The sequence below is a fragment of the Streptomyces sp. NPDC051041 genome, assembly GCF_044456065.1.
Classification (GTDB): Bacteria; Actinomycetota; Actinomycetes; order Streptomycetales; family Streptomycetaceae; genus Streptomyces; species Streptomyces glaucus.
Genome location: NZ_JBITFM010000001.1, coordinates 199,430 through 220,912, shown reverse-complemented (window position 1 = coordinate 220,912; position 21,483 = coordinate 199,430). Strand labels below are relative to the sequence as shown.

21 protein-coding genes are annotated in these 21,483 nt (G+C 75.6%); 7 read left to right on the top strand and 14 right to left on the bottom strand.

Going from position 1 to position 21,483, the window contains the following annotated elements; all coding sequences use genetic code 11:
• Positions 1-70: 70 nt before the first annotated feature.
• The 9 genes from ACIBAI_RS01030 to ACIBAI_RS00990 all read right to left on the bottom strand — a co-directional run bounded on the left by ACIBAI_RS01030 (position 71) and on the right by ACIBAI_RS00990 (position 9,003).
• A complete protein-coding gene (locus ACIBAI_RS01030) occupies positions 71-1,024 on the bottom strand; it encodes an SMP-30/gluconolactonase/LRE family protein (RefSeq protein ID WP_399030287.1) in 954 nt (317 codons plus the stop codon).
• A gap of 189 nt (positions 1,025-1,213) precedes the next feature.
• Positions 1,214-2,305 (bottom strand): hypothetical protein, encoded by a 1,092-nt coding sequence (locus ACIBAI_RS01025; protein WP_399030286.1) that lies wholly within the window; start codon positions 2,303-2,305, stop codon positions 1,214-1,216.
• 68 nt (positions 2,306-2,373) lie between these two features.
• Complete coding sequence (locus ACIBAI_RS01020; protein ID WP_399030285.1) at positions 2,374-2,673, bottom strand: hypothetical protein; 300 nt, start codon at positions 2,671-2,673, stop codon at positions 2,374-2,376.
• Positions 2,670-3,101 (bottom strand): hypothetical protein, encoded by a 432-nt coding sequence (locus ACIBAI_RS01015; RefSeq protein ID WP_399030284.1) that lies wholly within the window; start codon positions 3,099-3,101, stop codon positions 2,670-2,672. Before ACIBAI_RS01015 ends, ACIBAI_RS01020 begins: the two co-directional genes overlap by 4 nt.
• Positions 3,102-3,362: 261 nt before the next feature.
• Positions 3,363-4,127 carry an SDR family NAD(P)-dependent oxidoreductase gene (locus tag ACIBAI_RS01010; protein WP_399030283.1) on the bottom strand — a complete coding sequence of 255 codons (765 nt, stop codon included), beginning with the start codon at positions 4,125-4,127 and terminating at the stop codon, positions 3,363-3,365.
• Between the two features lie 68 nt (positions 4,128-4,195).
• On the bottom strand, positions 4,196-4,777 hold the full coding sequence (locus ACIBAI_RS01005; RefSeq protein ID WP_399030282.1) for a TetR/AcrR family transcriptional regulator: 582 nt from the start codon (positions 4,775-4,777) through the stop codon (positions 4,196-4,198).
• A 46-nt stretch (positions 4,778-4,823) separates the two neighbouring features.
• The gene (gene nirD / locus ACIBAI_RS01000) at positions 4,824-5,174 is read right to left on the bottom strand and encodes a nitrite reductase small subunit NirD (protein WP_399030281.1); all 351 of its coding nucleotides are present in this window, start codon (positions 5,172-5,174) and stop codon (positions 4,824-4,826) included.
• On the bottom strand, positions 5,171-7,789 hold the full coding sequence (gene nirB / locus ACIBAI_RS00995) for a nitrite reductase large subunit NirB (protein WP_399030280.1): 2,619 nt from the start codon (positions 7,787-7,789) through the stop codon (positions 5,171-5,173). The genes nirD and nirB overlap by 4 nt, the downstream gene beginning before the upstream one ends.
• A complete protein-coding gene (locus tag ACIBAI_RS00990) occupies positions 7,789-9,003 on the bottom strand; it encodes an NAD(P)/FAD-dependent oxidoreductase (RefSeq protein WP_399030279.1) in 1,215 nt (404 codons plus the stop codon). Before ACIBAI_RS00990 ends, nirB begins: the two co-directional genes overlap by 1 nt.
• 219 nt (positions 9,004-9,222) lie before the next feature.
• Between ACIBAI_RS00990 and ACIBAI_RS00985 the strand changes: the two genes are divergently transcribed.
• On the top strand, positions 9,223-10,005 hold the full coding sequence (locus ACIBAI_RS00985; RefSeq protein ID WP_399030278.1) for a sulfite exporter TauE/SafE family protein: 783 nt from the start codon (positions 9,223-9,225) through the stop codon (positions 10,003-10,005).
• A gap of 21 nt (positions 10,006-10,026) precedes the next feature.
• Here ACIBAI_RS00985 and ACIBAI_RS00980 read toward each other — a convergent pair whose 3' ends face one another.
• Positions 10,027-10,908, bottom strand: coding sequence for an NAD(P)-dependent oxidoreductase (locus tag ACIBAI_RS00980; protein WP_399030277.1), 882 nt, complete (start codon positions 10,906-10,908; stop codon positions 10,027-10,029).
• Positions 10,909-11,003: 95 nt separating this feature from the next.
• Here ACIBAI_RS00980 and ACIBAI_RS00975 point away from each other — a divergent pair, with 95 nt between their 5' ends.
• A complete protein-coding gene (locus ACIBAI_RS00975; RefSeq protein WP_399030275.1) occupies positions 11,004-11,366 on the top strand; it encodes a winged helix-turn-helix transcriptional regulator in 363 nt (120 codons plus the stop codon).
• A 34-nt stretch (positions 11,367-11,400) separates the two neighbouring features.
• On the opposite strand, the gene ACIBAI_RS00970 is transcribed toward ACIBAI_RS00975, so the two are convergent.
• Both ACIBAI_RS00970 and ACIBAI_RS00965 read right to left on the bottom strand, forming a co-directional pair.
• Positions 11,401-12,018, bottom strand: a complete 618-nt coding sequence (locus ACIBAI_RS00970) for a class F sortase (RefSeq protein WP_344601877.1) — start codon at positions 12,016-12,018, stop codon at positions 11,401-11,403.
• Positions 12,019-12,126: 108 nt separating this feature from the next.
• Positions 12,127-12,648, bottom strand: a complete 522-nt coding sequence (locus ACIBAI_RS00965; protein WP_399030274.1) for a hypothetical protein — start codon at positions 12,646-12,648, stop codon at positions 12,127-12,129.
• A 350-nt stretch (positions 12,649-12,998) separates the two neighbouring features.
• Between ACIBAI_RS00965 and ACIBAI_RS00960 the strand changes: the two genes are divergently transcribed.
• Positions 12,999-13,442: a gamma-glutamylcyclotransferase family protein gene (locus ACIBAI_RS00960; protein ID WP_399030273.1), complete on the top strand. Its 444-nt coding sequence runs from the start codon at positions 12,999-13,001 to the stop codon at positions 13,440-13,442.
• 23 nt (positions 13,443-13,465) lie between these two features.
• On the opposite strand, the gene ACIBAI_RS00955 is transcribed toward ACIBAI_RS00960, so the two are convergent.
• A complete protein-coding gene (locus ACIBAI_RS00955; RefSeq protein ID WP_399030272.1) occupies positions 13,466-15,628 on the bottom strand; it encodes a molybdopterin oxidoreductase family protein in 2,163 nt (720 codons plus the stop codon).
• 313 nt (positions 15,629-15,941) lie between these two features.
• Here ACIBAI_RS00955 and ACIBAI_RS00950 point away from each other — a divergent pair, with 313 nt between their 5' ends.
• Complete coding sequence (locus ACIBAI_RS00950; protein WP_399030271.1) at positions 15,942-16,844, top strand: sirohydrochlorin chelatase; 903 nt, start codon at positions 15,942-15,944, stop codon at positions 16,842-16,844.
• 69 nt (positions 16,845-16,913) lie between these two features.
• Here ACIBAI_RS00950 and ACIBAI_RS00945 read toward each other — a convergent pair whose 3' ends face one another.
• Positions 16,914-17,909 (bottom strand): RNA polymerase sigma-70 factor, encoded by a 996-nt coding sequence (locus tag ACIBAI_RS00945; RefSeq protein WP_399030270.1) that lies wholly within the window; start codon positions 17,907-17,909, stop codon positions 16,914-16,916.
• 130 nt (positions 17,910-18,039) lie between these two features.
• Here ACIBAI_RS00945 and ACIBAI_RS00940 point away from each other — a divergent pair, with 130 nt between their 5' ends.
• The 3 genes from ACIBAI_RS00940 to ACIBAI_RS00930 all read left to right on the top strand — a co-directional run bounded on the left by ACIBAI_RS00940 (position 18,040) and on the right by ACIBAI_RS00930 (position 21,387).
• Positions 18,040-18,525: a carboxymuconolactone decarboxylase family protein gene (locus ACIBAI_RS00940; RefSeq protein WP_399030269.1), complete on the top strand. Its 486-nt coding sequence runs from the start codon at positions 18,040-18,042 to the stop codon at positions 18,523-18,525.
• 162 nt (positions 18,526-18,687) lie between these two features.
• Positions 18,688-19,980, top strand: coding sequence for a deoxyguanosinetriphosphate triphosphohydrolase (locus ACIBAI_RS00935; protein ID WP_399030268.1), 1,293 nt, complete (start codon positions 18,688-18,690; stop codon positions 19,978-19,980).
• A 141-nt stretch (positions 19,981-20,121) separates the two neighbouring features.
• Positions 20,122-21,387, top strand: a complete 1,266-nt coding sequence (locus ACIBAI_RS00930) for an NAD(P)/FAD-dependent oxidoreductase (RefSeq protein ID WP_399030267.1) — start codon at positions 20,122-20,124, stop codon at positions 21,385-21,387.
• Positions 21,388-21,483 lie beyond the last annotated feature (96 nt).

Below are 21,483 nucleotides of genomic sequence, written 5' to 3'. Positions count from 1 at the left end.
CCGGGGCGTGGACAGGCCGTGACGGGCGGGTGGGCGCGGTGCCGGCGAAAGGCCCGGGACGGCCCGGCGCTCACAGCGGCACGGCGACCGCGTCGAACGTCGTCGTCGGCTCCTGCGGGCTGGTGAAGCGGGCGTTGACCAGGTACAGCCGGTTGCCGAAGCGCGCGGCGGTGGTCGGCACGTCGAACCGCGGGTCGGTGATCGTGCGGCGCAGGGCCGCGGTGGCGAGGTCAGCGCCGAGGCGCCAGACGGTGACCCGGTTCAGCCGGTTCTGCACGACGTACAGGGTGTGGCCGACGCGCAGCAGGCCGTCGCCGTTGACGACGTCGGACGCGCCGGACAGCGCGATCCGCCGGGCCCGCCCGGTGCGGAGGCCGACGTGGTACAGCTCCCCGGGCGTGCTCTTGACGACGATCAGGCCGCGCCCGTCCGGGGCGGCGACGACGCCGTTGGCGTTGTTGACGTCCGGGGTCTGCGTCCAGTCCCCGGTCAGCGGCAGCGCGCGGACCTCGCCGCGCCGGCCGCGCGGGACGCCGTACAGCACCGCCCCGCGCGAGTCGGTGAACCAGGCGCGGTCGCCGAGCAGGACGACGTCGTTGATGAAATGGCCGGTGGCGGCGGTGAGCTGGTGGGTGGCGCGCAGTTCGCCGGTGCGGGCGTCGACGATCCTGGCGCTGCCGCCGCCGCCCCCCGCGACGTACAGCAGGCCGTCGCGGTCCAGCTTCAGCCCGATCGAGGTCCGGCCCGCGGCGCCCTGGTGGATCACCCGGCCCTCGCCGGTGCGCAGGTCGGCGCGGTAGATCGCGCCGCCGGCGCGGGAGCCCAGGTAGGCGTAGGGCGCGCTGCCGATGGTGATGCCCTCGGGGAGCCAGCCGTCGGGCAGCGGGAACCGGGTCGGCCAGGCGGTCCTCGGGACGGCCCGGGCCGGTGCGGTTCCGGCGGCCGTGGCGAGCGCGGCGAGGGCCGCACCGCCGAGCACGGCGCGCCGGGACGGCCGGACGTGGGGGCGGGGGTTCCCTGTCATGGTGGGCCTCCGTGGGGATTCCGTGACGGACGGGGTCTGCCTCGATGAAACGCGATGCCCCGCGCCCGCCCGGCCGGGTCGGCGAATCCGACAGCGAACCGACAGCGGCTCGGGCGGTCCGGCCGCTGCCCACGGCGCGCGGATGCGGCCGGGGGGTGTTCGGACGGACCGCGCCGGAACCGGGGAGGATCACTCCGGTCCGCGGGCCGGGGTGTCGGTGTCGCGTGATGCGCTCCGTGAGGGGCGCGTGGGAGGGATCACGCTGCCGTTCGCGGCGCCCGAGTCCTCGGAGAGCCTGCTCCTGACGCGACGGATCACCGGGTTCACCTGCTGCCGCATGATCTTGTGGAGACGTCCGAGGTCGCTGAGGGCCCGCACCGCGGTGGGGTCGAGCCGGACGAACTCCGGTTCCCAGGCCGGGCCGAAGGCGATGAGGCCCTGTAGTCCGACCACCCTGCTCGTCAGGGCGTCCGGTTTCTTCAGGGGCGGGTAGTCCGGCCACCGCATCCCGGCGAGTCGCGCGGCCTCCCGTCCCTCCGACTCCGCTGCCCGGGCGGCGAAGTGGACCTGCGCCGCTCGCCGGAAGCGGTCGTAGTCGGCGGCGTCGGTGAAGACCGCCACCAGCAGTCGCTCGGGCGGCAGGAGGCGGACGGCCTCGGTGAACTCCCAGAGCGTTCCCTCACTGGTCCCGGTGGCGAGCACCACGAGCCGTGCCTCGCGGATGAGGGCGCCGACGGTCGGCTTCCAGCCGTCGAGGGGCAGGTAGAACCGCCGGGCGCCCGACAGGGGCAGCCGCTCACCGGGGCGGCCCACGGCGACGACGCGGCTCCTCAGCTTCCACCGCAGGGACAGCACCATGTCCTCTTCGAAGGTGCGGCTGAGCGGGGTCCACATCCTTCGCAGCGGGTTGCGGGCGGCGGCGGGCTTGACCTCGTGAAGCCGGTCGTCGAGGTCGAAGGGGCGCAGGTACAGGATGTACGAGCGCGGCTCGAGAAGGCTCGGGTCCTTGATCAGCCTGGCCGTGTGGCGTCTGCCGAAGCGGGACATGCGCGCTCCCGCGAAGACCGCGACGACACCGATCGCGATCATGAGAATGCCGGTGCCGATCCCCTCGGCCCATGACTCCCCGAACAGGACGGGAGTGCGGATGTGGTTGGCGCCGCCGAGTGCCATGCCGAACCCGGCCAGTCGCGTCACGCATCCGGCGCCGCGGGCGCCGCACCCGACGGTTCTGAACTGGCGGGGCTGGGGTGGTGAGCCGTTGCCCGCTTCCTCGTGCATGGAGTGGCAGGGTACTCACCAAGCGTGCTCGCGCGGCCCGTTGTGCAGGACGGGAACGTCTGCGGGCGTCAGTTCCGGCCACGCTCCATCCGGCGAGCCGCCGCCCGAATGGCCGCGGTGTACGGCGCGTCCGCGGCGCGCGTCTCGGGGGTGAGCTCCTCGAAGGGGACCAAGGCGTCGTGCGAGCTGTCGATCGTCTGCATCCACGCCGACCACGCGTCGTGGACGTCCTCGTCGCGGACCTGCTCCCCCTTGGCTCTCAGCAGCACCGCGTAGAGCCGGAACAGGTCGTCGGAATCCGCGGGGGGCCTGGCATCGGGAGGCAGGCACGAGCGGATCAGATCGGCGAGCGGATCAAGGTACGTCACAGGGAAAGTGTGCCCGCCAGCAGGATCGTGTGCATCAGGGCGAACAGCAGCGGGACGATGCGTTCGGAGACGCCCAACTCCGCGTACCGTCTGCGTCGGCCGGGGGCGCGACCGGTCCTCAAGGCCTCCCACTCGTCGGTGAAGACCCTGACCGGCAGGCGCTCCTCCAGGGCGTTGATCACCATGAACTTGGCCGAGTTGAGATCCCGGTAGCTGCGGAGCTGCAACCACCAGGCGAGGGACAGCGTGGCGCCCCCGGCGGCCACCGCCACGGACACCCACCACGGTGACTGCGACAACCGGGGGATCCCGAAACCGACCAGCGTGACCAGTGCGGTCTGGGCGGAGAGGAAGAAGGAGTTGGCCGTCCCGCGGCGCGCGGACACGCGGTCGGCCATCTCCACGGCGAGCTTGTACAGGTCGAGCACCTCGTGCCGGTCGGCCCGTTCGGAAGGCGCCGCCGCGCCGGGCCCACGGGCCCCCTGCGAAGGGGCGAACTCCGGCGGTCCGCCCGGTCCTTGTTCTCCGAGTTCTCCGAGTTCTCCGAAGCGATTGGTCTCCATCAGACCCCCGGGGGCTGGTGAGGGTGCACTGCGCGCATCGTAGGGCCGGGACGCGGCCCACGTCTCCCGTCCGCCGGACCGGACACGGCCGGGGTGCCCTGCCCGCCGACCCCTGCCGCGTGGACGTCAGGCCGTCTGACCGCCGTCCACCACCAGGTCGGCGCCCACCACCGACGCCGCGTCGTCCGACGCCAGGTACAGCACCGCGGCGGCCACCTCCTCGACGGCGGAGACCCGGCCGAGCGGGTTCGCCGTCCTCATGCGCTCCGCGCGTTCGGCCTCGGTCTCGCCCGGCCTGAGCGACATGGACGTGGCGGTGGCGCCGGGGCTGACCGCGTTGATGCGGACGCCGTCCCCGATGTGGTCGCGGGCCGCGCTCCTGGTGAGCGCGGAGACGGCGGCCTTGGTGGCGGTGTACGCGGCGGCCCCGGCGGGGCGCAGGTGCGCGCCGAAGGTGGAGGCGATGTTCACGATCGCCCCGCCGGACGGCTGGGTGCGCATCCGGCGGATCTCGGCCTGGAGGGCGAGGAACACACCGGTGAGGTTGATGTCGAGCTGGGCGCGCCAGTCCTCCTCGGACAGGTCGGCCAGCGGGGCGCCGCCGCGGAAGACGCCCGCGTTGTTGACCGCCACGTCGAGTCCGCCGAAGTGCTCCACGGCGGTGTCGACGACGGCCCGCACGTCGGCGGCGCGCGCCACGTCGGCGGTGACGGCCAGCGCCGTGCCGCCCGCCCGCTCGATCAGCGCCACCGTCCCGTCCAGCGGCTCCGGCCGGCGGCCGGCGACCACGACGTGCGCGCCCTCGGCGGCGAACGCCAGGGCGACGGCCCGGCCGATGCCGGAGCCGGCGCCGGTGACGAGGGCGGTCCTGCCGGTGAAACGGTGGGTCATGGTCTCCCCTTTTTTGACCGATCGATTCAATTTGCTGGCATGGAAAAGCGCCCCGGTGAAGGGGCGCCTCAGTCGAGCAGGACCAGCGCCTGCTCCGCCGCCTCCCGGACGCGGGCCGGGTCCGACGACGCCTTGCCGACCACGCGCAGCCCCTGCATCACGACCAGCAGCATGCGGGCGAGAGCGCGCGGGTCGCGGTCCTCGGGCAGCTCGCCCTGCGCCTGCGCGCGGGCCAGCGCCGAGCGCAGCAGGGTCTCCACGTGGTCCCACCGCCGCTCGACGCGGCGGGCCGCCTCCGGGTCGTGCGGCGCCAGCTCGGCGGCCGTGTTGGTGACGAAGCAGCCGCACAGCCGCTGCTCCTCGGCCGCCTCGTCGGCGAACCGGCGCACGACGGACCGGACAGCGGGCAGCGCCGGCCCCGGCCGGGACAGTTCCCGCAGCAGCAGCGCGTCACGGTTCTCGCAATATCGGTCGAACGCCTTCAGGTACAGCTCGCGCTTGTTGCCGAAGGTCGCGTAGATGCTGGCGCGTCCGATGCCGAGGTGCTCGACGAGGTCGGACATCGACGTCGCCTCGTAGCCGCGCCGCCAGAACAGCTCCAGGGCCGACTGCAGCGCGGCGTCCGGATCGAACTCCTTGGTCCTGGCCACACGGCGCAGCCTAGGCATGTTTAGAACGACCGGTCAATAAATCTTCCTACGAGGCCCGCACCCGGTACACCGCCACCCGCACCGCCTCGTCGTCCAGGCACTGCCCGGAGAGCAGGTCGAAGCGCTGCTTCAGCAGCGGGGAGGCCACGAACGGGCGGCCCCGGTGGGTGCCGGTCAGGCCGCGGGAGAGGACCGCCGCGCCGGTGAACGGGTCGCGGTTGTCGAGGGCGTACAGCGCGCCGCCGCGGTCGCGGAAGAGGGCCGCCTGGCGGCCGTCCGGCAGCAGGGCCGCCACTCCGCGGCCCGGCAGGAGGGCGGTCAGGTCGCAGACCGTGAACCAGTCGCCGTCCAGCAGGAGCTGGACCTTCAGGCCGGTGGTCTCGGGTGCCAGGGTCATCGCTGGGCGCTCCCTTCCAGGGCGGCTTCCTCGGACCGCGCCGGCCGCGTGCCGATGGCCAGCAGCGGCAGGTCGGGCTTGATCTGGTCGCGCTCGGGCACGAAGGAGACGACCGGGTCCGGCGTGTCGGGCGCGTTGACGAAGGACACGAACCGGGCCAGCTTCTCGGGGTCGTTGACGGTCTCGGCCCACTCGTCGCGATAGTGGGCGACGTGGGCCGCCATCAGGGCCTCCAGCTCCGCGCAGATGCCGAGCGAGTCGTTCACCACGACGTCCCGCACGTGGTCCAGGCCGCCGGGGATCCGCTCCAGCCAGGCGGAGGTGCGCTCCAGGCGGTCGGCGGTGCGGATGTAGAACATCAGGAACCGGTCGATCAGGCGGATCAGCTCGTCGTCGGTCAGGTCCTGGGCGAGCAGATCGGCGTGGCGCGGGGTCGCGCCGCCGTTGCCGGCGACGTACAGGTTCCAGCCGTTGGCCGTGGCGATCACGCCGAAGTCCTTCGACCGGGCCTCGGCGCACTCGCGCTGGCAGCCGGAGACGGCCGACTTCAGCTTGTGCGGGGAGCGCAGGCCCCGGTAGCGCAGCTCCAGGTCGATCGCCATGCGGACGGAGTCCTGGACGCCGTAGCGGCACCAGGTCTGCCCGACGCAGGACTTCACCGTGCGCAGCGACTTGCCGTAGGCGTGGCCCGACTCGAAGCCGGCGTCCACCAGGCGGGCCCAGATCAGCGGGAGCTGCTCGACGCGGGCGCCGAACATGTCGATCCGCTGCCCGCCGGTGATCTTCGTGTAGAGGCCGAAGTCGCGGGCGATCTCGCCGATCACGATGAGCTTCTCCGGGGCGATCTCACCGCCGGGGATGCGCGGGACGACCGAGTACGAGCCGTTCCTCTGGAGGTTGGCCAGGAAGTGGTCGTTGGTGTCCTGCAGCGCGGCCTGCTCGCCGTCCAGGACGTAGCCGCTCGCGCCGATCGTCGGGGCGAGGGAGGCGATGATCGAGCCGACCGTCGGCTTGCAGACCTCGCAGCCGTCGCCGCCCCGGGCCTCCTCGCGGCCGTAGCGGTCCAGCAGGTCCTGGTAGGAGGTGATCCGCAGGGCGAGGACGATCTCGTACAGCTCCTCGCGGGTCTGCCCGAAGCAGCCGCACAGGCCCTTGTCGACCTCGACGCCGCTCGCCTCCAGCTCGGCGTCGACCAGCAGGCCGAGCACCTTGACGCAGGAGCCGCAGCCGGTGCCGGCCCTGGTGCACTTCTTCACCTCGGGCACGGTGGCGCACTTGTGGTCGGTGACCGCGCCGCGGATCGTGCCCTTGGAGACGTTGTGGCAGGAGCAGATGATCGCGTCGTCCGGCAGCGCGGACGGGCCGAGCCGGGCCGGTTCCCCGGCCCCGGCGGGCAGCACCAGCGACTCGGGCGGGACCGGCGGGACCGAGCCGGTGAACGCCTTCAGCGTGCCGTAGGCGTCCGCGTCGCCGACCAGGATGCCGCCGAGCAGGGTGCCGTCGCGGCCGACGACCAGCTTCTTGTACAGGCCCGCGCGGGAGTCGGAGTAGACGACGTCCAGGCAGTCCTCGGTGGTGCCGTGCGCGTCGCCGAAGGACGCCACGTCCACACCGAGCAGCTTCAGCTTGGTGGACAGGTCCGCGCCGGTGAACGCGGCCTCGTCCCGCGCGATGGTCGCGGCCGCGGTCTCGGCCTGCTCGTAACCGGGGGCCACCAGGCCGTAGACCCGGCCGTCGGCGGCCAGGGCGCACTCGCCGATCGCGAACACGCGCGGGTCGGTGACCGTACGGCACTGCTCGTCGACCGCGACGCCGCCGCGCTCGCCGACCGCCAGGCCGCAGTCGCGGGCCAGCTGGTCGCGGGGGCGGACACCGGCCGAGAAGATCACCATGTCGGTGGCGATCTCGGAGCCGTCGGACAGCTTCATGCCGGTGACCGAGCCGTCCTCGCCGGTCACGATCTCCTGGGTGCCCGTGCCGCAGTGCACGGTCAGGCCCATGTCCTCGATGGTGCGCAGCAGCGCGGCGCCGCCGCCCTCGTCGACCTGCGCCGGCATCAGCCGCGGCGCGAACTCCACGATGTGCGTCTCGACGCCCAGGCCCTTGAGCGCGCCCGCGGCCTCCAGGCCGAGCAGGCCGCCGCCGACGACGGCTCCCGTCGACGCCCTGGTCCTCGCGTACTCCTCGATGGCGAGCAGGTCCTCGACGGTGCGGTAGACGAAACAGCCGGTGGCGTCCCTGCCCGGCACCGGCGGCACGAACGGGTAGGAGCCGGTGGCCAGGACGAGGACGTCGTAGTCGACGACGAGGCCCGAGCGGGCGGTGACCTTGCGGGCCTCCCGGTCGACGGACTCGGCGGGGTCGCCGACGCGCAGCTCGATGCCGTGCTCCTCGATGAACGCCATGTCGGTCAGGGAGAGGTCCTCGGGCGTCCGGCCCGAGAAGTACGAGGTGAGCTGGACGCGGTCGTAGGCCGGGCGCGGCTCCTCGCACAGCACGACCACGCGGTGCGTGGCGGTCAGGCCGCGCTCGGCGAGCGCTTCGAGGAAGCGCTGGCCGACCATGCCGTGGCCGACGAGCGCGATCGTGGGGGTGCCCCCCGGGGTGGCGGTCATCAGGAGCCTCCGTCGTTGGTGAGCAGGTGGAGCAGGGGGCCGTCGCCGGGGAGCGGCTCCGCTCCCTCCCAGGCGCGCGCCAGCGCGCCGACGGTGCCGAGTTCGCCGACGAGGACCCCGCCGACCAGGCGGTCGTCGCGGACGACGACCTTGCGGTAGGTGCCGCGGGTGGCGTCGGCGAGCTGGACGACGTCGTCGCCCGGCCGCGCCTCGGTCTCGCCGAACGCGGCGAGGTCGAAGGGGCCGCCGTGCCCGGCGAGGGTGAGCCGGGTCAGGGAGCGGGTGCCGGTGTAGCGGGCGGCGGTGTCCCCGGCCAGCAGCGCGGCCAGGGCGTCGGCCTGTTCGAGGGCCGGGGCGGCCAGCCCGTACACCGTGCCGGCGTGCTGGGCGCAGTCGCCGACGGCGTGCACGTGCGGGTCGGAGGTGCGCAGTTCGTCGTCGACGAGGACGCCCTTGCGCACGGCGAGCCCCGCCTCCTCGGCGAGGCCCGTGCGCGGGCGCACCCCGCAGGCCAGGACCACCAGGTCGGCGTCGAGGGCGTACCCGTCGGCCAGCTCCACCGAGCGGACCGCGCCGCCGGCGCAGCGCACGTCGCGCACCCGGCACTCGGTGTGCACCTCCACGCCGAGGTCCGTCAGGTGCCGGCGGACCAGCCGCGAGGCGGCCGGGTCCAGCTGGCGCTCCATCAGCCGCTCGGCCTGCTGGGCGAGCACGACCTGCGCGCCGCGCACCGCGAGCGCCCGCGCCGCGGACACCCCGAGCAGCCCGCCGCCGACGACCACCGCCCGCACCCCCGGCCGGACCGCCCCGGACAGGCCCAGGCAGTCGTCCATGGTGCGGAACGCGTGCACGCCCTCGGGCAGCGCGCGGCCGGATCCGAACAGGCCGCGCAGCGGCGGCAGCACGGGGTTGGAGCCGGTCGCCAGGACCAGCGTGTCGTATGCGATCACCGAGCCGTCCGCGCAGCGCACGGTCCGCCCGGCGCGGTCGATGCCGGTGACCCGGGCGCGGGTCAGCGCCGCGGGCGCCGGCAGCGCGATCACCTCGGGGGCGTACCGGCCGGCCAGCACCTCGGCGAGCAGCACCCGGTTGTAGGGCCGGTGCTCCTCCTCGCCGATCAGCAGCGCGGGCGTGCCGAGCTCGCCGAGTCGCCGGGCGAGCCGGACGCCCGCGAGGCCGGCGCCGATCACCACCACACGCGTATTCGAGGTCATGCCCCTGAGCGTGCGGTGCCGGTGTTACCCGACCGCATCACGTCTGTTTCCCGGGGGGAACGCTGCCCTCAACGGGGCCGGGGGGCGGGTGTGAGGGCCGCGGGAGGGGCCGCGCGGTGGGACGGACCGCGCGGTGGGGCCGGGGCCACGACGGGCCGAACCTCGGAAAGCCCTCATCCGGTTGGACGGCACATCCATCCCGTCCGTAGGGTCGCGGCCATGCCCGACATCACGCTCACCATGGTCGCCCTGCTCTGCCTCGCGGCGCTCGCCGCCGGGTGGATCGACGCCGTGGTCGGCGGCGGCGGGCTCCTGCTGCTGCCCGTCCTGCTGCTGGGCCTGCCGTCGGGCACCCCGGCCGCGCACGCGCTCGGCACCAACAAGGCGGTCGCCATCGTCGGCACGACGGGCGCGGCGGTGACGTACGCGCGCAAGGCCCCGGTGGACGTGCGCACGGCCGTGCGCATCGGGCTGGCCGCCCTCGCCGGGTCGTCCGCCGGGGCCTTCTTCGCGGCCGGGATGAGCACCGAGGTGCTCAAACCCGTGATCATGGTGGTGCTGCTCGGGGTCGCCGCCTTCGTGATCCTGCGCCCCGCCTTCGGCACGGCCCCCGCGCCCGGTCCGGCCACCCGCCGCCGGGTCCTCGCGGCGATCGGCCTCGCGGGCCTGGGCATCGGTTTCTACGACGGTTTCATCGGCCCCGGCACCGGCACGTTCCTCGTCCTGGCGCTCACCGCCGTCCTGCACCTGGACCTGGTGGCCGCCTCCGCCACCGCCAAGATCGTCAACTGCTGCACCAACGCGGGCGCGCTCGCCATGTTCGCCTGGCAGGGCGCGGTGCTGTGGCGGCTGGCCGCGCTGATGGCCGTGTTCAACCTGGCGGGCGGCATGCTGGGCGCCCGCACGGCGCTGAAGAGGGGCAGCCGCTTCGTGCGCGTCGTGCTGCTGGCGGTGGTCTTCGCCCTGGTGGCGAACCTGGCCTACGAGCAGTGGCTCGCCTGACGCGTGGGGCGGCGGTGCCGGTCAGCGCACCAGCAGGTCGACCACGCCCGTCAGGCCCTCCGCTCCGCTGCCCTCGGCCAGGCGGCGGCGCATCAGCTCGAAGTAGGGGCGCAGCAGCTCCGTGCTGACCCCCTGCTGCTCGGCGGTGTCCAGGAAGGTCGGCACGCCGGCCACCTGCATGGCGAGGTCGGAGACGACGCCCTCGGTGTAGTCGCCGCTGCGCAGCTGCCCGGCGGTCTGGTGGACCGACGGGGCCATCGCGGCGAGCCAGCCGGCGAGCAGCGGGGCGAACGCCGTGGGGTCGATGTCCTCCGTGCGGATCAGGGCGAAGGCGTGCGCGGCCCCGGCGAACATCCCGTACATGGCGCTGAGCAGGGCCACGTCGTACAGGGCCGCGAAGCCCGTGTCCTCGCCGACGTAGGTGGTGCCGGCCGGGACGCCCAGGGTCTCCCGGTGCCGCTCGAACAGCTCCCGCGAGCCGCTGTAGAGGACGTGGCCGCCGGCTTCCGGGACGCCGATCATGGGCGGGACGGCCATGATCCCGCCGTCCAGGTAGCGGGCGCCGCGCTCGCGGGCCCACTCGGCGCGGGCGCGGGCCTGGGCGGGGGTGCCGGAGGTCAGGTTGACCAGGTCCCGGCCGGCCAGGTCGGCGCCGGCCAGCACCTCGTCCACCGAGGCGTCGTCCAGCAGGCAGACGACGACCAGGGTGTTCGCCGCGACCGCCGCCGCGGCGCCGTCCGCGACCCGCGCGCCCTCGGCGGCGAGCGCCGCGGCGCGGGCCGGGGTGCGGTTCCAGACGGTGAGCGGATGGCCGGCGGCGAGCCAGGCACGGGCCAGCGCGGTGCCCATCGCGCCGAGGCCCAGCAGGGTGAGGGAGGTCTTCCCGGTCGTGTTCCGTGTCATGCCGATCAGGCTCGCCGCCGGCCCGGGGGTGATCAAGTACGCACTTCGGAGTGGGCGGTTACCCTGAGGTGAGCGAGCACGTCAAAGGGGTGGGCATGACGACGCTGAACCGGCCGGGCGCACCGGATGGACACGTCTGCGGGATCGACACCGCCATGGAGGTGATCGGCGGCAAGTGGAAGGTGCTGATCCTCTGGGCGCTCCACGAACACCCCCGCCGCCGCTTCGGCGAGCTGCGCCGGCTGCTTCCGGGGATCACCGAGAAGGTGCTGGCCTCCCACCTGCGTGAGATGGAGGCGGACGGCGTCGTGCACCGCGTCTCCTACGACGAGGTGCCGCCCCGCGTCGAGTACTCGCTGACCGAGGACGGCGTACGCCTCAACGACGCGCTCGAGCCGCTGGCCGCCTGGGGACGCGAGCGGCCGGCCGCCCGGCGGCCGGTGGAGGCGGCGGGCTAGGACCCGCCCGGCCCCGGGGACGCGGGCGGCCGGCTCACCGGCTGCCCGTCAGGTGCGCGAAGACGACGACGTTGCCCTGGTAGCCGGTGCTCCGCGAGTAGCCCCCGCCGCAGGTGATGACCCGCAGCTCGGGCCGGCGCGCCGCCCCGTACACCCGCTCGTCGGGGAAGTGCCGCGCGGCGTACACCTCGACCGCGTCCACGGTGAACACCGCCACGCCGCCGTCCCGCCGGCCCACCTCCACGGTGCTGCCCTTCCGCAGGGCGCCGAGGCGGTAGAAGACGGCGGGGCCGTCGGCGTTGTCGACGTGCCCGGCGACGATCGCGGTGCCGGTCTCGCCGGGCGTGGTGCCGGCCTGGTACCAGCCGGCGAGGTTCGGCTCGGCGGCGGGCGGCGCGTCCAGGCCGCCGGACGGGGTGAGGCCGAGGCCCACGAGGGGGGCGTCCACCCGGATCGCCGGGATGCGGATGCGGTCGGGCGGGGAGGGCGGCAGCGCCGGCGCGGCGGGCGGCTCGGCGTCCCGCGCGGCACGGGCCTCGGCGGCGGACGGCTGCGGCGGGGCGTGCGGGGCGCCGCAGACCAGCAGCCAGGCGCCGGCGCCGAGGGCGACCAGCGTGACGGCCGCCATGGCGATGTCGCCGACCCTGTGCATGACGAGCCCTCTCCTTCGGGCCCCGGCCCCCTCCGGGCCGCGAGGGGCGTCGGACCCGGAGGGGGAGGGGAGTTGCGGTACCGGCGGACGGACAGCGGAGGGTGTCCGTCAGATCCCGTCGCCTCTCGCCCGGCGATGCAGGAGCCAGGTACCGCCCGCGGCGGCGACGGCGAGGGCCGCCACACCGGCCGCGGTCTGCACGGGATCGGGGCCCAGAGCGCCGCCGACCCCCGTCTTCACGCTTCCTCTGGGGTGCACCTGCGCGCGGGAGGACGCCGGTGTGACCACCAGGTCGCCCGTCACCCGCCGGCCGCTCCCGGCGCACGTGGCGACGATCTCGTACGTCCCCGGCCGGGCGCCGGGCGGCACCCGGAACTGGCCGATCGCCTCGCCCCGGTGGGTGCTCGGCGCCAGCGTGAAGGCGCCCGCGCCGACCGCGCGGGCGTCGCCCGCGATCGTGCCGGCGTCGCCGCACGCCGCCGTGTTCACCGTGACCCGGCCGCCCGGCACGGCCGAGGACGGGTACACCTGGAGGCCGCCGGTGCCCGCGCCGTACGCGGGCACGGCGGCCAGGCCCGCGGCGGTGAAAGCGAGCGCGGTCCCGGTCAGCAGACGGGCGGTGCGGCGCATCAAGGCTCCTTCGTGATCGCGTCCCTGCCCTACCGAGGTAAGTGGCACCGGGTCCCGCCCGCTTCCTGAAAGACTGTCAGAAATGAGGTGAACGGGTGTCGGACGGTGCCGCCCCGGACCCCGCCCGCCCGCTGTTTCAGCAGGTCACCGACGTGCGGCGAGGGGCGGCCGGGCGGGTCGCGGAAGAACACCCGATGGGTGCAGGGCGCGGCGGTGAACGGGTGACCGGGGCCGGCGGCCCGCGCGGGCCGTCCCGGGCGGCGCCGAGGACGACCGTGATCCGGGCGGTCGTGCCGGGCCGGGGACCGGGGCGGGCCCGCGGAGGCGTGCGAGGGGAGAGAATCGTCCGCGTGAGTCCCCCGGAGCTCCCGTTCTTCGTCTACGGCACCCTGCGCCCCGGCGAGCCCAACCACGCCCTGTTCCTGCGCGGCCGGACCCGCGCCGAGGAGCCGGCGCGGCTGCGGGACGCGGTGCTGTACGCCGGACCCGGCTACCCGTACGCCGTGGCGGAGCCCGGCGGCGTGGTGCACGGCGAACTCGTCACCGCACGGCCGGAGGAGTACCGCGCGCTGCTCGCCGAGCTGGACCGGCTGGAGGGGTACACGCCGGGCGGCGCGCGCAACCTCTACGAGCGCGTCGAGCGCCGGGTGGTGTGCGACGGCGGGGAGGCGCGGGCGTGGGTGTACCTGGCCGCCCCCGCCGTCGCCGCGCGGCTGCGCAACGGGGGCACGCGCGTCGCGGGCGGGGACTGGACGGCGTCCCGGCGCGGCGCGCGGCCCCCCGGCGCCGGGTGAGCACCGGCGGCCGGGCGGGCGCGCTACCGCCGCACGGCCTCCAGCCGCACCGCGCACGCCTTGAACTCCGGCATGCGGGAGGCCGGGTCGAGGGCGGGGTTGGTGAGGGTGTTGGCGCGGCCCTCGCCCGGCCAGTGGAAGGGCATGAAGACGGTGTCCGGGCGGATGGCGGTCGTGATGCGGGCGGGCGCGACGGCCCGTCCGCGCCGGGACACCACCGCCACCGGGTCGCCCTCCGCCGCGCCCAGCCGGGCCGCCAGCCGCGGATGCAGCTCCACGAACGGCCCCGGCGCGGCGGCGTTCAGCTCGTCGACGCGCCGGGTCTGGGCGCCGGACTGGTACTGCGCCACGACCCGCCCGGTGGTCAGCAGCACGGGATACTCCTCGTCCGGTTCCTCCGCGGCCGCCCGGTGCGCGACGGGGACGAAGCGGGCCCGGCCGTCCTCGGTGGCGAACCGGTCGAGGAAGAGGCGGGGCGTGCCGGGGTGCGCGGCCGTGGCGGGGGCGCGGTCCCGCGCCGGATCGCCGGGGCGGGCGTCCGGCCCGTCGGGCGCGGCGCCCGCGGCGTCCCCGGCCGCGGCGGGCGCCGGGCACGGCCAGAACACGCCGTTCTCCTCCGCCAGCCTGCGGTAGGTGATCCCGGAGTAGTCGGCGGGTCCGCCCGCGCTCGCCCGGCGCAGCTCCTCGAAGACCTCCTCCGGATCGGCCGGGAAGCCCTTCTCCACCCCCAGCCGGGCGGCGAGCCCGTGCAGCACCTCCAGGTCGCTGCGGACGCCCTCGGGCGGGGCGAGCGCGCGCCGCCGCAGCAGCACCCGGCCCTCCAGGCTGGTCATGGTGCCGGTCTCCTCCGCCCACTGGGTGACGGGCAGGACGACGTCCGCGAGCGCCGCCGTCTCCGACAGCACCACGTCGCACACCGCGAGGAAGTCCAGCGACCGGACGCGCTCCTCCACGTGCGCGGCGCGCGGCGCCGACACCACCGGGTTGGAGCCCATCAGCAGCAGCGACCTGATGTCCGTGCCCAGCGCGTCCAGCAGCTCGTACGCGCTGCGGCCCGGGCCCGGCAGGCTGTCCGGGTCCACGCCCCACACCCCGGCGACGTGCCGCCGCGCCGCCGGGTCGGTCAGCTTGCGGTAGCCGGGCAGCTGGTCGGCCTTCTGGCCGTGTTCGCGTCCGCCCTGCCCGTTGCCCTGCCCGGTCAGGCAGCCGTACCCCGACCGGGGCCGCCCGGCCCGCCCGGTCGCCAGGCACAGGTTGATCCAGGCGCCCACCGTGTCGGTGCCCTTGGACTGCTGCTCGGGCCCGCGCGCGGTGAGCACCATGGCGGCCTCGGGTTCGCAGAACATCCGCACGGCCCGGCGCAGCTGCGGCACGGACACCCCCGTGATCCGCTCCACGTACTCCGGCCAGTGCGCCATCGCCGCCGCCCGCGCCTCTTCCCAGCCCACGGTCCGCTCCCGGATGTACGCCTCGTCCGTGCGGCCCTCGGCGACGACCAGGTGCAGCAGGCCCAGGGCGAGCGCCAGGTCGGTGCCGGGCCGGGGCGCCAGGTGCAGGTCGGCCTGCTCGGCGGTCCTGGTGCGGCGCGGGTCGACGACGATCAGCGTGCCGCCGTTGTCCTTCAGCTCGGTGAGGTACCGCAGCGCCGGCGGCATGGTCTCCGCGAGGTTGGAGCCGACGAGGATCACGCAGCCGGTCCGCGGGATGTCCGCCAGCGGGAAGGGCAGCCCGCGGTCCAGGCCGAACGCCTTCGTGCCGGCCGCCGCGGCCGACGACATGCAGAACCGGCCGTTGTAGTCGATCTGGGAGGTGCCCAGCACCACCCGCGCGAACTTGCCGAGCGCGTACGCCTTCTCGTTGGTCAGCCCGCCCCCGCCGAACACCCCGACCGCGTCCGGGCCGTGCTCGGCGCGCGTGCGGGCGAGCCCCTCGGCGATCCGGTCCAGCGCCTCGTCCCAGGAGGCGGGCACCAGCGCGCCCGCGGAGCGCACCAGCGGGGAGGTCAGCCGCACCCGGGACGACAGCACCGCCGGCGCGGTGCGGCCCTTGCCGCACAGCGCGCCCCGGTTCACCGGGAAGTCCGCGCGCTCGGTCACCTCGACGGTCCCGTCGGCGGCGGGCGTCAGATTCATCCCGCACTGCAGGGCGCAGTAGGGGCAGTGCGTGGGCGTCGCGGAGTTCTGCATGCCGTTCAGCCTGCGTCCCCGGTGTTACGCGTCGCGCCGGCCCCTGTTACACGACCGGTACGGCGACCTCCCCGCGTCCGGGGGGCCGCCGTGAGGCCCGGACACGGGAGGCGGCGCCCCGCCCGGACGCCGGCGAGCCGGACGCGGTCGCCGCACGGCCGGGGCAGGTCACCGACGCCGGCCGACGCCGGACGCCGGCGTGACCACCGGCCCCGGCCGCCTCACACGGCTCCGCACCGCGCCGTGAACCCCCCGAAAACCCCCGTGACGCCGGCGCAACGGGGCGGCAACCCCGCGCCCGCACCATCGACGCATGACGGCGATCAGCGAATCGGGGCCCGGCGGGCCGGACACTCCCCGCGGCGCGTCCACGACCCTCCCCGGCACCGCGGCGAACCCCAGGGGCCGGACCGACGGCCGCACCGCCGCCCGGCGCGGCCCCGTCCCGCCGGCCGGCCGCCGCCCGGGCCCGCCCGCCCTGGTGCTCGTGGCCCACGGCAGCCGCGACCCGCGCGCGCCGGGCACCGTGCGCGCCCTCCTCGAAAGGGTCCGCGCGCTGCGCCCCGGCCTGCCCGTGCACCTCGGCCACATCGAGCTGAACGCGCCCCTGCTCCCCGACACGCTCGCCGCGCTCGGGGACGCGGACGCCGTCCTGGTACCGCTGCTGCTCAGCCGCGGCTACCACGTCAAGCGGGACATCCCCGAGGCGGCCGCCGCGTCCCCGGCCCGCACGCGCGTGGCCGCCCCGCTCGGCCCGCACCCCCTCCTCGTGGACGCCCTGCACGCCCGCCTCGTCGAGGCCGGCTGGCGCACCGGTGCGGACGCCGCCGCCCGCCGCGCCGACGCCGTCGTGCTCGCCGCCGCCGGCTCCCGGGACCCGGAGTCGAGGACCGACACGGACCGCACCGCCCGCCTGCTCGCCGACCGCCTGGGCGTCCCCGTCCTGCCCGCCTACGCCTCCGCCGCCGCCCCCACGGTCGAGGACGCCGTCCGGCACCTCGCCGCCCAGGGCCGCACCCGTGTCGCCCTGGCCTCCTACTTCACTGCCCCCGGCCGCTTCGCCGCCGAATGCGCGGACAAGGCCCCCTGGCTGGCGGCGGCGCCGCTGGGCACCCACCCGGCGGTGGCCCGCCTGATCCTGCACCGCTACGACCGGGCCCTGGCGGCACCGGCCGCCGCGCGGCCCGAACCGGCGCCGGCCCGAGGCGCGCGGTGAGGGACGGCCCCGCGCACCGACGGAGGCGCCGCCGCCGCGCCGCACGGGCGGTGGCACCCGCCGCGTCCGTCAGCCGGAGGCCCGGCCGGTTCGGCGGCACAGGACGGTCTCCTGCCGCATGTGCCCCAGCTTCCCGGGATTGCGCACGGCGTAGAGCCCGGCGACGAGGCCGTCGTCGACGCGCGCCGTCACGACGGTGTCGAGCGCGCCGTCGACCCGGAAGACCAGCGCCGGGCGGCCGTTGACCTGCGCCGGCCGCAGCGACACCGCGGCGGCGGCCCTGCCCAGCCCGGCGATCAGCAGACGGGCCACCTTGTCGGCCCCCACGACGGGCCGCGGCACGGCCTGCACGACTCCGCCGCCGTCGCCCATCAGCACGACGTCCGGCGCGAGCACGTCGAGCAGGCCCTGCAGGTCGCCCGTCTCGGCGGCCCGCCGGAACGCCTCCAGCGCGTCCCGGGTCTCGGCCGGGGAGACGGACCCGCGCGGCCGGCGCGCCGCGACGTGCGCCCGGGCCCGGTGCGCGATCTGACGGACCGCGGCCGGGCTCCTGCCGACGGCTCCGGCGATCTCGTCGTACCCGAGGCCGAACACCTCGCGCAGCACGAACACCGCCCGCTCGGTCGGCGCGAGCGTCTCCAGCACCAGCAGCATCGCCGTGGAGACGCTGTCGGCCAGCTCGACGTCCTCGGCCACGTCCGGGGCGGTCAGCAGCGGCTCGGGCAGCCAGGAGCCGACGTAGGACTCCCGGCGGCGGCCGAGCGCGCGCAGCCGGCTCAGCGCCTGGCGCGTGACGATCCGGACCAGGTACGCACGCCGGTCCCGCACCTCGGCGAGGTCGACACCCGCCCACCGCAGCCAGGTCTCCTGCAGGACGTCCTCCGCGTCGGCGGCCGAGCCGAGCAACTCGTAGGCGACGGTGAACAGCAGGTTGCGATGGGCGACGAACGCCTCGGTGGCGGGGTCCGCGGGCCCGCCGCCGGCGGGCCGCCCGGCCGTGTCCCTGGCGCGCCCGCTCCCCACCGGCCGCTCCCGCCTGTGCGCTTTCGACGGTGTCATACGCACAGGACGCCGGTCCCCGCGGCCCTGTGACACCCGCGGGCGGTGGCGTACGTCACACCGGGGACCCGTCACGGGGAGCGGGCCGCCGGCGTCTCGTGGTCGTCCCGTACGGCACACGAGTGAGGACGAAGCCATGGACGCCCGATTCGACCTGTTCGGCAACGAGGTAGCCGCCCGGTTCGCCAAGCGGTTCGCAGCCGCCGGCCTGCTGGTCCAGCAGTCGCCGCTGCCGAAGTCCACGCAGGAGCTGGTGTCGTTGCGCGCCAGCCAGATCAACGGCTGCGGTCACTGCGTCGACATGCACACCAAGGAGGCCGCGGCCGCCGGTGAGAGCGCGGTCCGGCTCCACCTGGTCGCCGCCTGGCGCGAGTCCACCGTGTTCACCGAGGCCGAGCGGGCCGCGCTGGCGCTCGCCGAGGAGGGCACCCGGCTCGCCGACGCCCACCACGGCGTGTCCGACGAGACCTGGGCCCAGGTGCGCGAGCACTACGACGACGACCGGACCGCCGCACTGGTCTGCCTGGTCGCCCTGATCAACGCGGCCAACCGGCTCGCCGTGATCACGCGCCAGCGGGGAGGCTCCTACGCGCCCGGCATGTTCGCCGCCGTGTTCGACTGACCGGCGGACGGATCCGGCCCGGCCCGGGGCCGCCCGGGCCGGGCCGCACGGCACGCGACGGCCCCGGACGACGGCCCGCTCGGGCGCGGCCGGTGACGAGGCCCGGCGCCCGACGGACCGGTGTCCGGGCGCACGGCCCCCTCGTGCCCTTACTGTCGGACCATGGAAGGCACCGCACCCCCCGCCGGCTATGACCCGGCGTCAGTCGCCCGCTGGGCACCCGAACCGGACAAACGCCCCGGCCGCACCGCCTTCCAGCGCGACCGCGCCCGCGTCCTGCACTCCGCCGCGCTGCGCCGCCTCGCCGGCAAGACCCAGGTCGTCGACCCGGGCGTGCCGCACCGGGTGTGGGACGCCAGCCCCCGCACCCGGCTCACCCACTCGCTCGAATGCGCGCAGGTCGGCCGCGAGCTCGGCGCCAGCCTCGGCTGCGACCCCGATCTCGTCGAGGCCGCCTGCCTCTCCCACGACCTGGGCCACCCGCCCTTCGGCCACAACGGCGAACGGGCGCTGAACGAGGTCGCCGGGGACTGCGGCGGCTTCGAGGGCAACGCCCAGTCGCTGCGCCTGCTCACCCGCATCGAACCCCGACGCTTCGTCACCGACCCCGGCACGGGCGGCCTCGTCAGCGTCGGCCTCAACCTCACCCGCGCCGCCCTCGACGCCGCGACCAAGTACCCCTGGCCGCGCGGCGCCCACCCCACCGACCCGGCCTCGGTGAAGTTCGGCGTCTACGAGGACGACCGGCCCGTCTTCGACTGGGTCCGCGAAGCGGCCCCCGGCACCCGCGCCTGCTTCGAGGCCCAGGTCATGGACTGGTCCGACGACGTGGCCTACTCCGTGCACGACCTGGAGGACGGCCTGCACGCCGGCCACATCGACCCCGCCTGCCTGCGCGCCGGGACCGAACGGCAGACGGTGTTCCAGGTCGCCCTCGGGCGGTACGTCCCCGCCGGCACCGACCCCGGGGAACTGGCCGAGGCGCTCGACCGCCTCCTCGCCCAGGAGTGGTGGCCGCACGGCTACGACGGCTCCGCGCTCGCCCAGGCCCGGCTGAAGGACGCCACCAGCCAGCTCATCGGCCGGTTCTGCCTGGCCGCCGAGGGCGCCACCCGGCAGGCGTACGGGGGCGGCCGGCTCACCCGGTACGCCGCCGAGCTCGTCGTACCGCGCGGCACCCGCATGGAGTGCGCCGTCCTCAAGGCGGTCGCCGACCGCTACGTCATGCAGCGCGCCGAGCAGGAGCGGCTCCGCGTCGAGCAGGAGATCGTCGTCGCCGAACTGGCCGAGGCGCTCGCCGCCCGCGCCCCGGACGGCCTGGACCCGCAGTTCCGCGCCCTGTTCGAGCGGGCCGCCGACGACCGTGCCCGCAAGCGGGTCGTCGTCGACCAGATCGCCTCCCTCACCGACGTCTCGGCCCGCTCGCTGCACGCCCGACTGACGGGACACGCGTGACACCCGCGCGACGGACGGGACAGGGGGGACACGGGCACGCCCGAATGTGACTCTCCGTGGCCTGATCGGGTCACTCCCCCTTCCCGCATCACGCTCCGTGCGGGACGCTCGCAGGTGGCGCACCCCAGAAGGAGGCAGCACGTGGTGGACGCGGATCAGACATTCGTCGTCGTCGGAGGCGGTCCGGCCGGCGTGAGGGCGGCCGAGACGCTCCGCGCGGAGGGCTTCACCGGCCGCGTGATACTGATCTGCGACGAACGCGACCACCCCTACGAGCGGCCGCCCCTGTCCAAGGGCTACCTGCTCGGCAGGGAGGAGCGCGGCAGCGTCTTCGTGCACGAGCCCGCCTGGTACGCCGCCCACGACATCGAGCTGCACCTGGGCGCGACCGTCGACGCGATCGACCGTACGGCGAGGACGGTCCGCTTCGGCGAGGACGGCACCGTCGTCCGCTACGACAAGCTGCTGCTGGCGACCGGCGCGGAGCCCCGCCGCCTCGACATCCCGGGCACGGACCTCATGGGCGTGCACCACCTGCGCCGCCTCGCCCACGCCGAGCGCCTCAAGACCGTGCTGGCCAACCTCGGCCGGGACAACGGCCACCTCGTGATCGCCGGCGCCGGCTGGATCGGCCTGGAGGTCGCGGCGGCGGCCCGCCAGTACGGCGCCGAGGTCACCGTCGTCGAGCCCGAGCCGACCCCGTTGCACGCGGCCCTCGGCCCCGAGCTGGGCCAGCTCTTCGCCGAGCTGCACCGCGAGCGCGGCGTCCGCTTCCGCTTCGGCGTCCGGCTCACCGAGATCGTCGGCGAGGACGGCGTGGTCCTCGCGGCCCGCACGGACGACGGCGAGGAGCACCCCGCGCACGACGTCCTCGCCGCCGTCGGCGCGGTCCCGCGGGTCGCCCTCGCCCGGGCGGCGGGGCTGGAGGTCGCCGACCGCGCCCACGGCGGCGGCATCGTCGTCGACGAGCGGCTGCGCACCTCCGATCCCGACATCCACGCCGCCGGCGACGTCGCCTCCTTCCCGCACCCGCTCTTCGGCGTCCGGCTGCGCGTCGAGCACTGGGCCAACGCCCTGAACGGCGGCCCGGCCGCCGCCCGCGCGATGCTCGGCCGTGCGGTGACCTACGACCGGGTGCCCTACTTCTTCTCCGACCAGTACGACCTGGGCATGGAGTACAGCGGCTGGGCGCCCCCGGGGACGTACGACCAGGTGGTGATCCGCGGCGACGCGGGGAAGCGGGAGTTCATCGCGTTCTGGGTGGCGCAGGGGCGCGTGCTGGCCGGGATGAACGTGAACGTGCGGGACGTCACGGAGCCGGTCCAGAAGCTGATCCGCTCCCGGGCCCCGGTGGACACCGAGGCGCTGGCGGACCCGCACGTGCCGCTGGACGTCCTGGTCCCCTAGACCCCGCCGACGCCTGCCCGCCCGCCGCGCGGCGGACCGGTCCCCGGCCGGGGGCCGGGCGTCCGGCCCCGGGAGTGTCCGTGCCGCCCCGTAGAA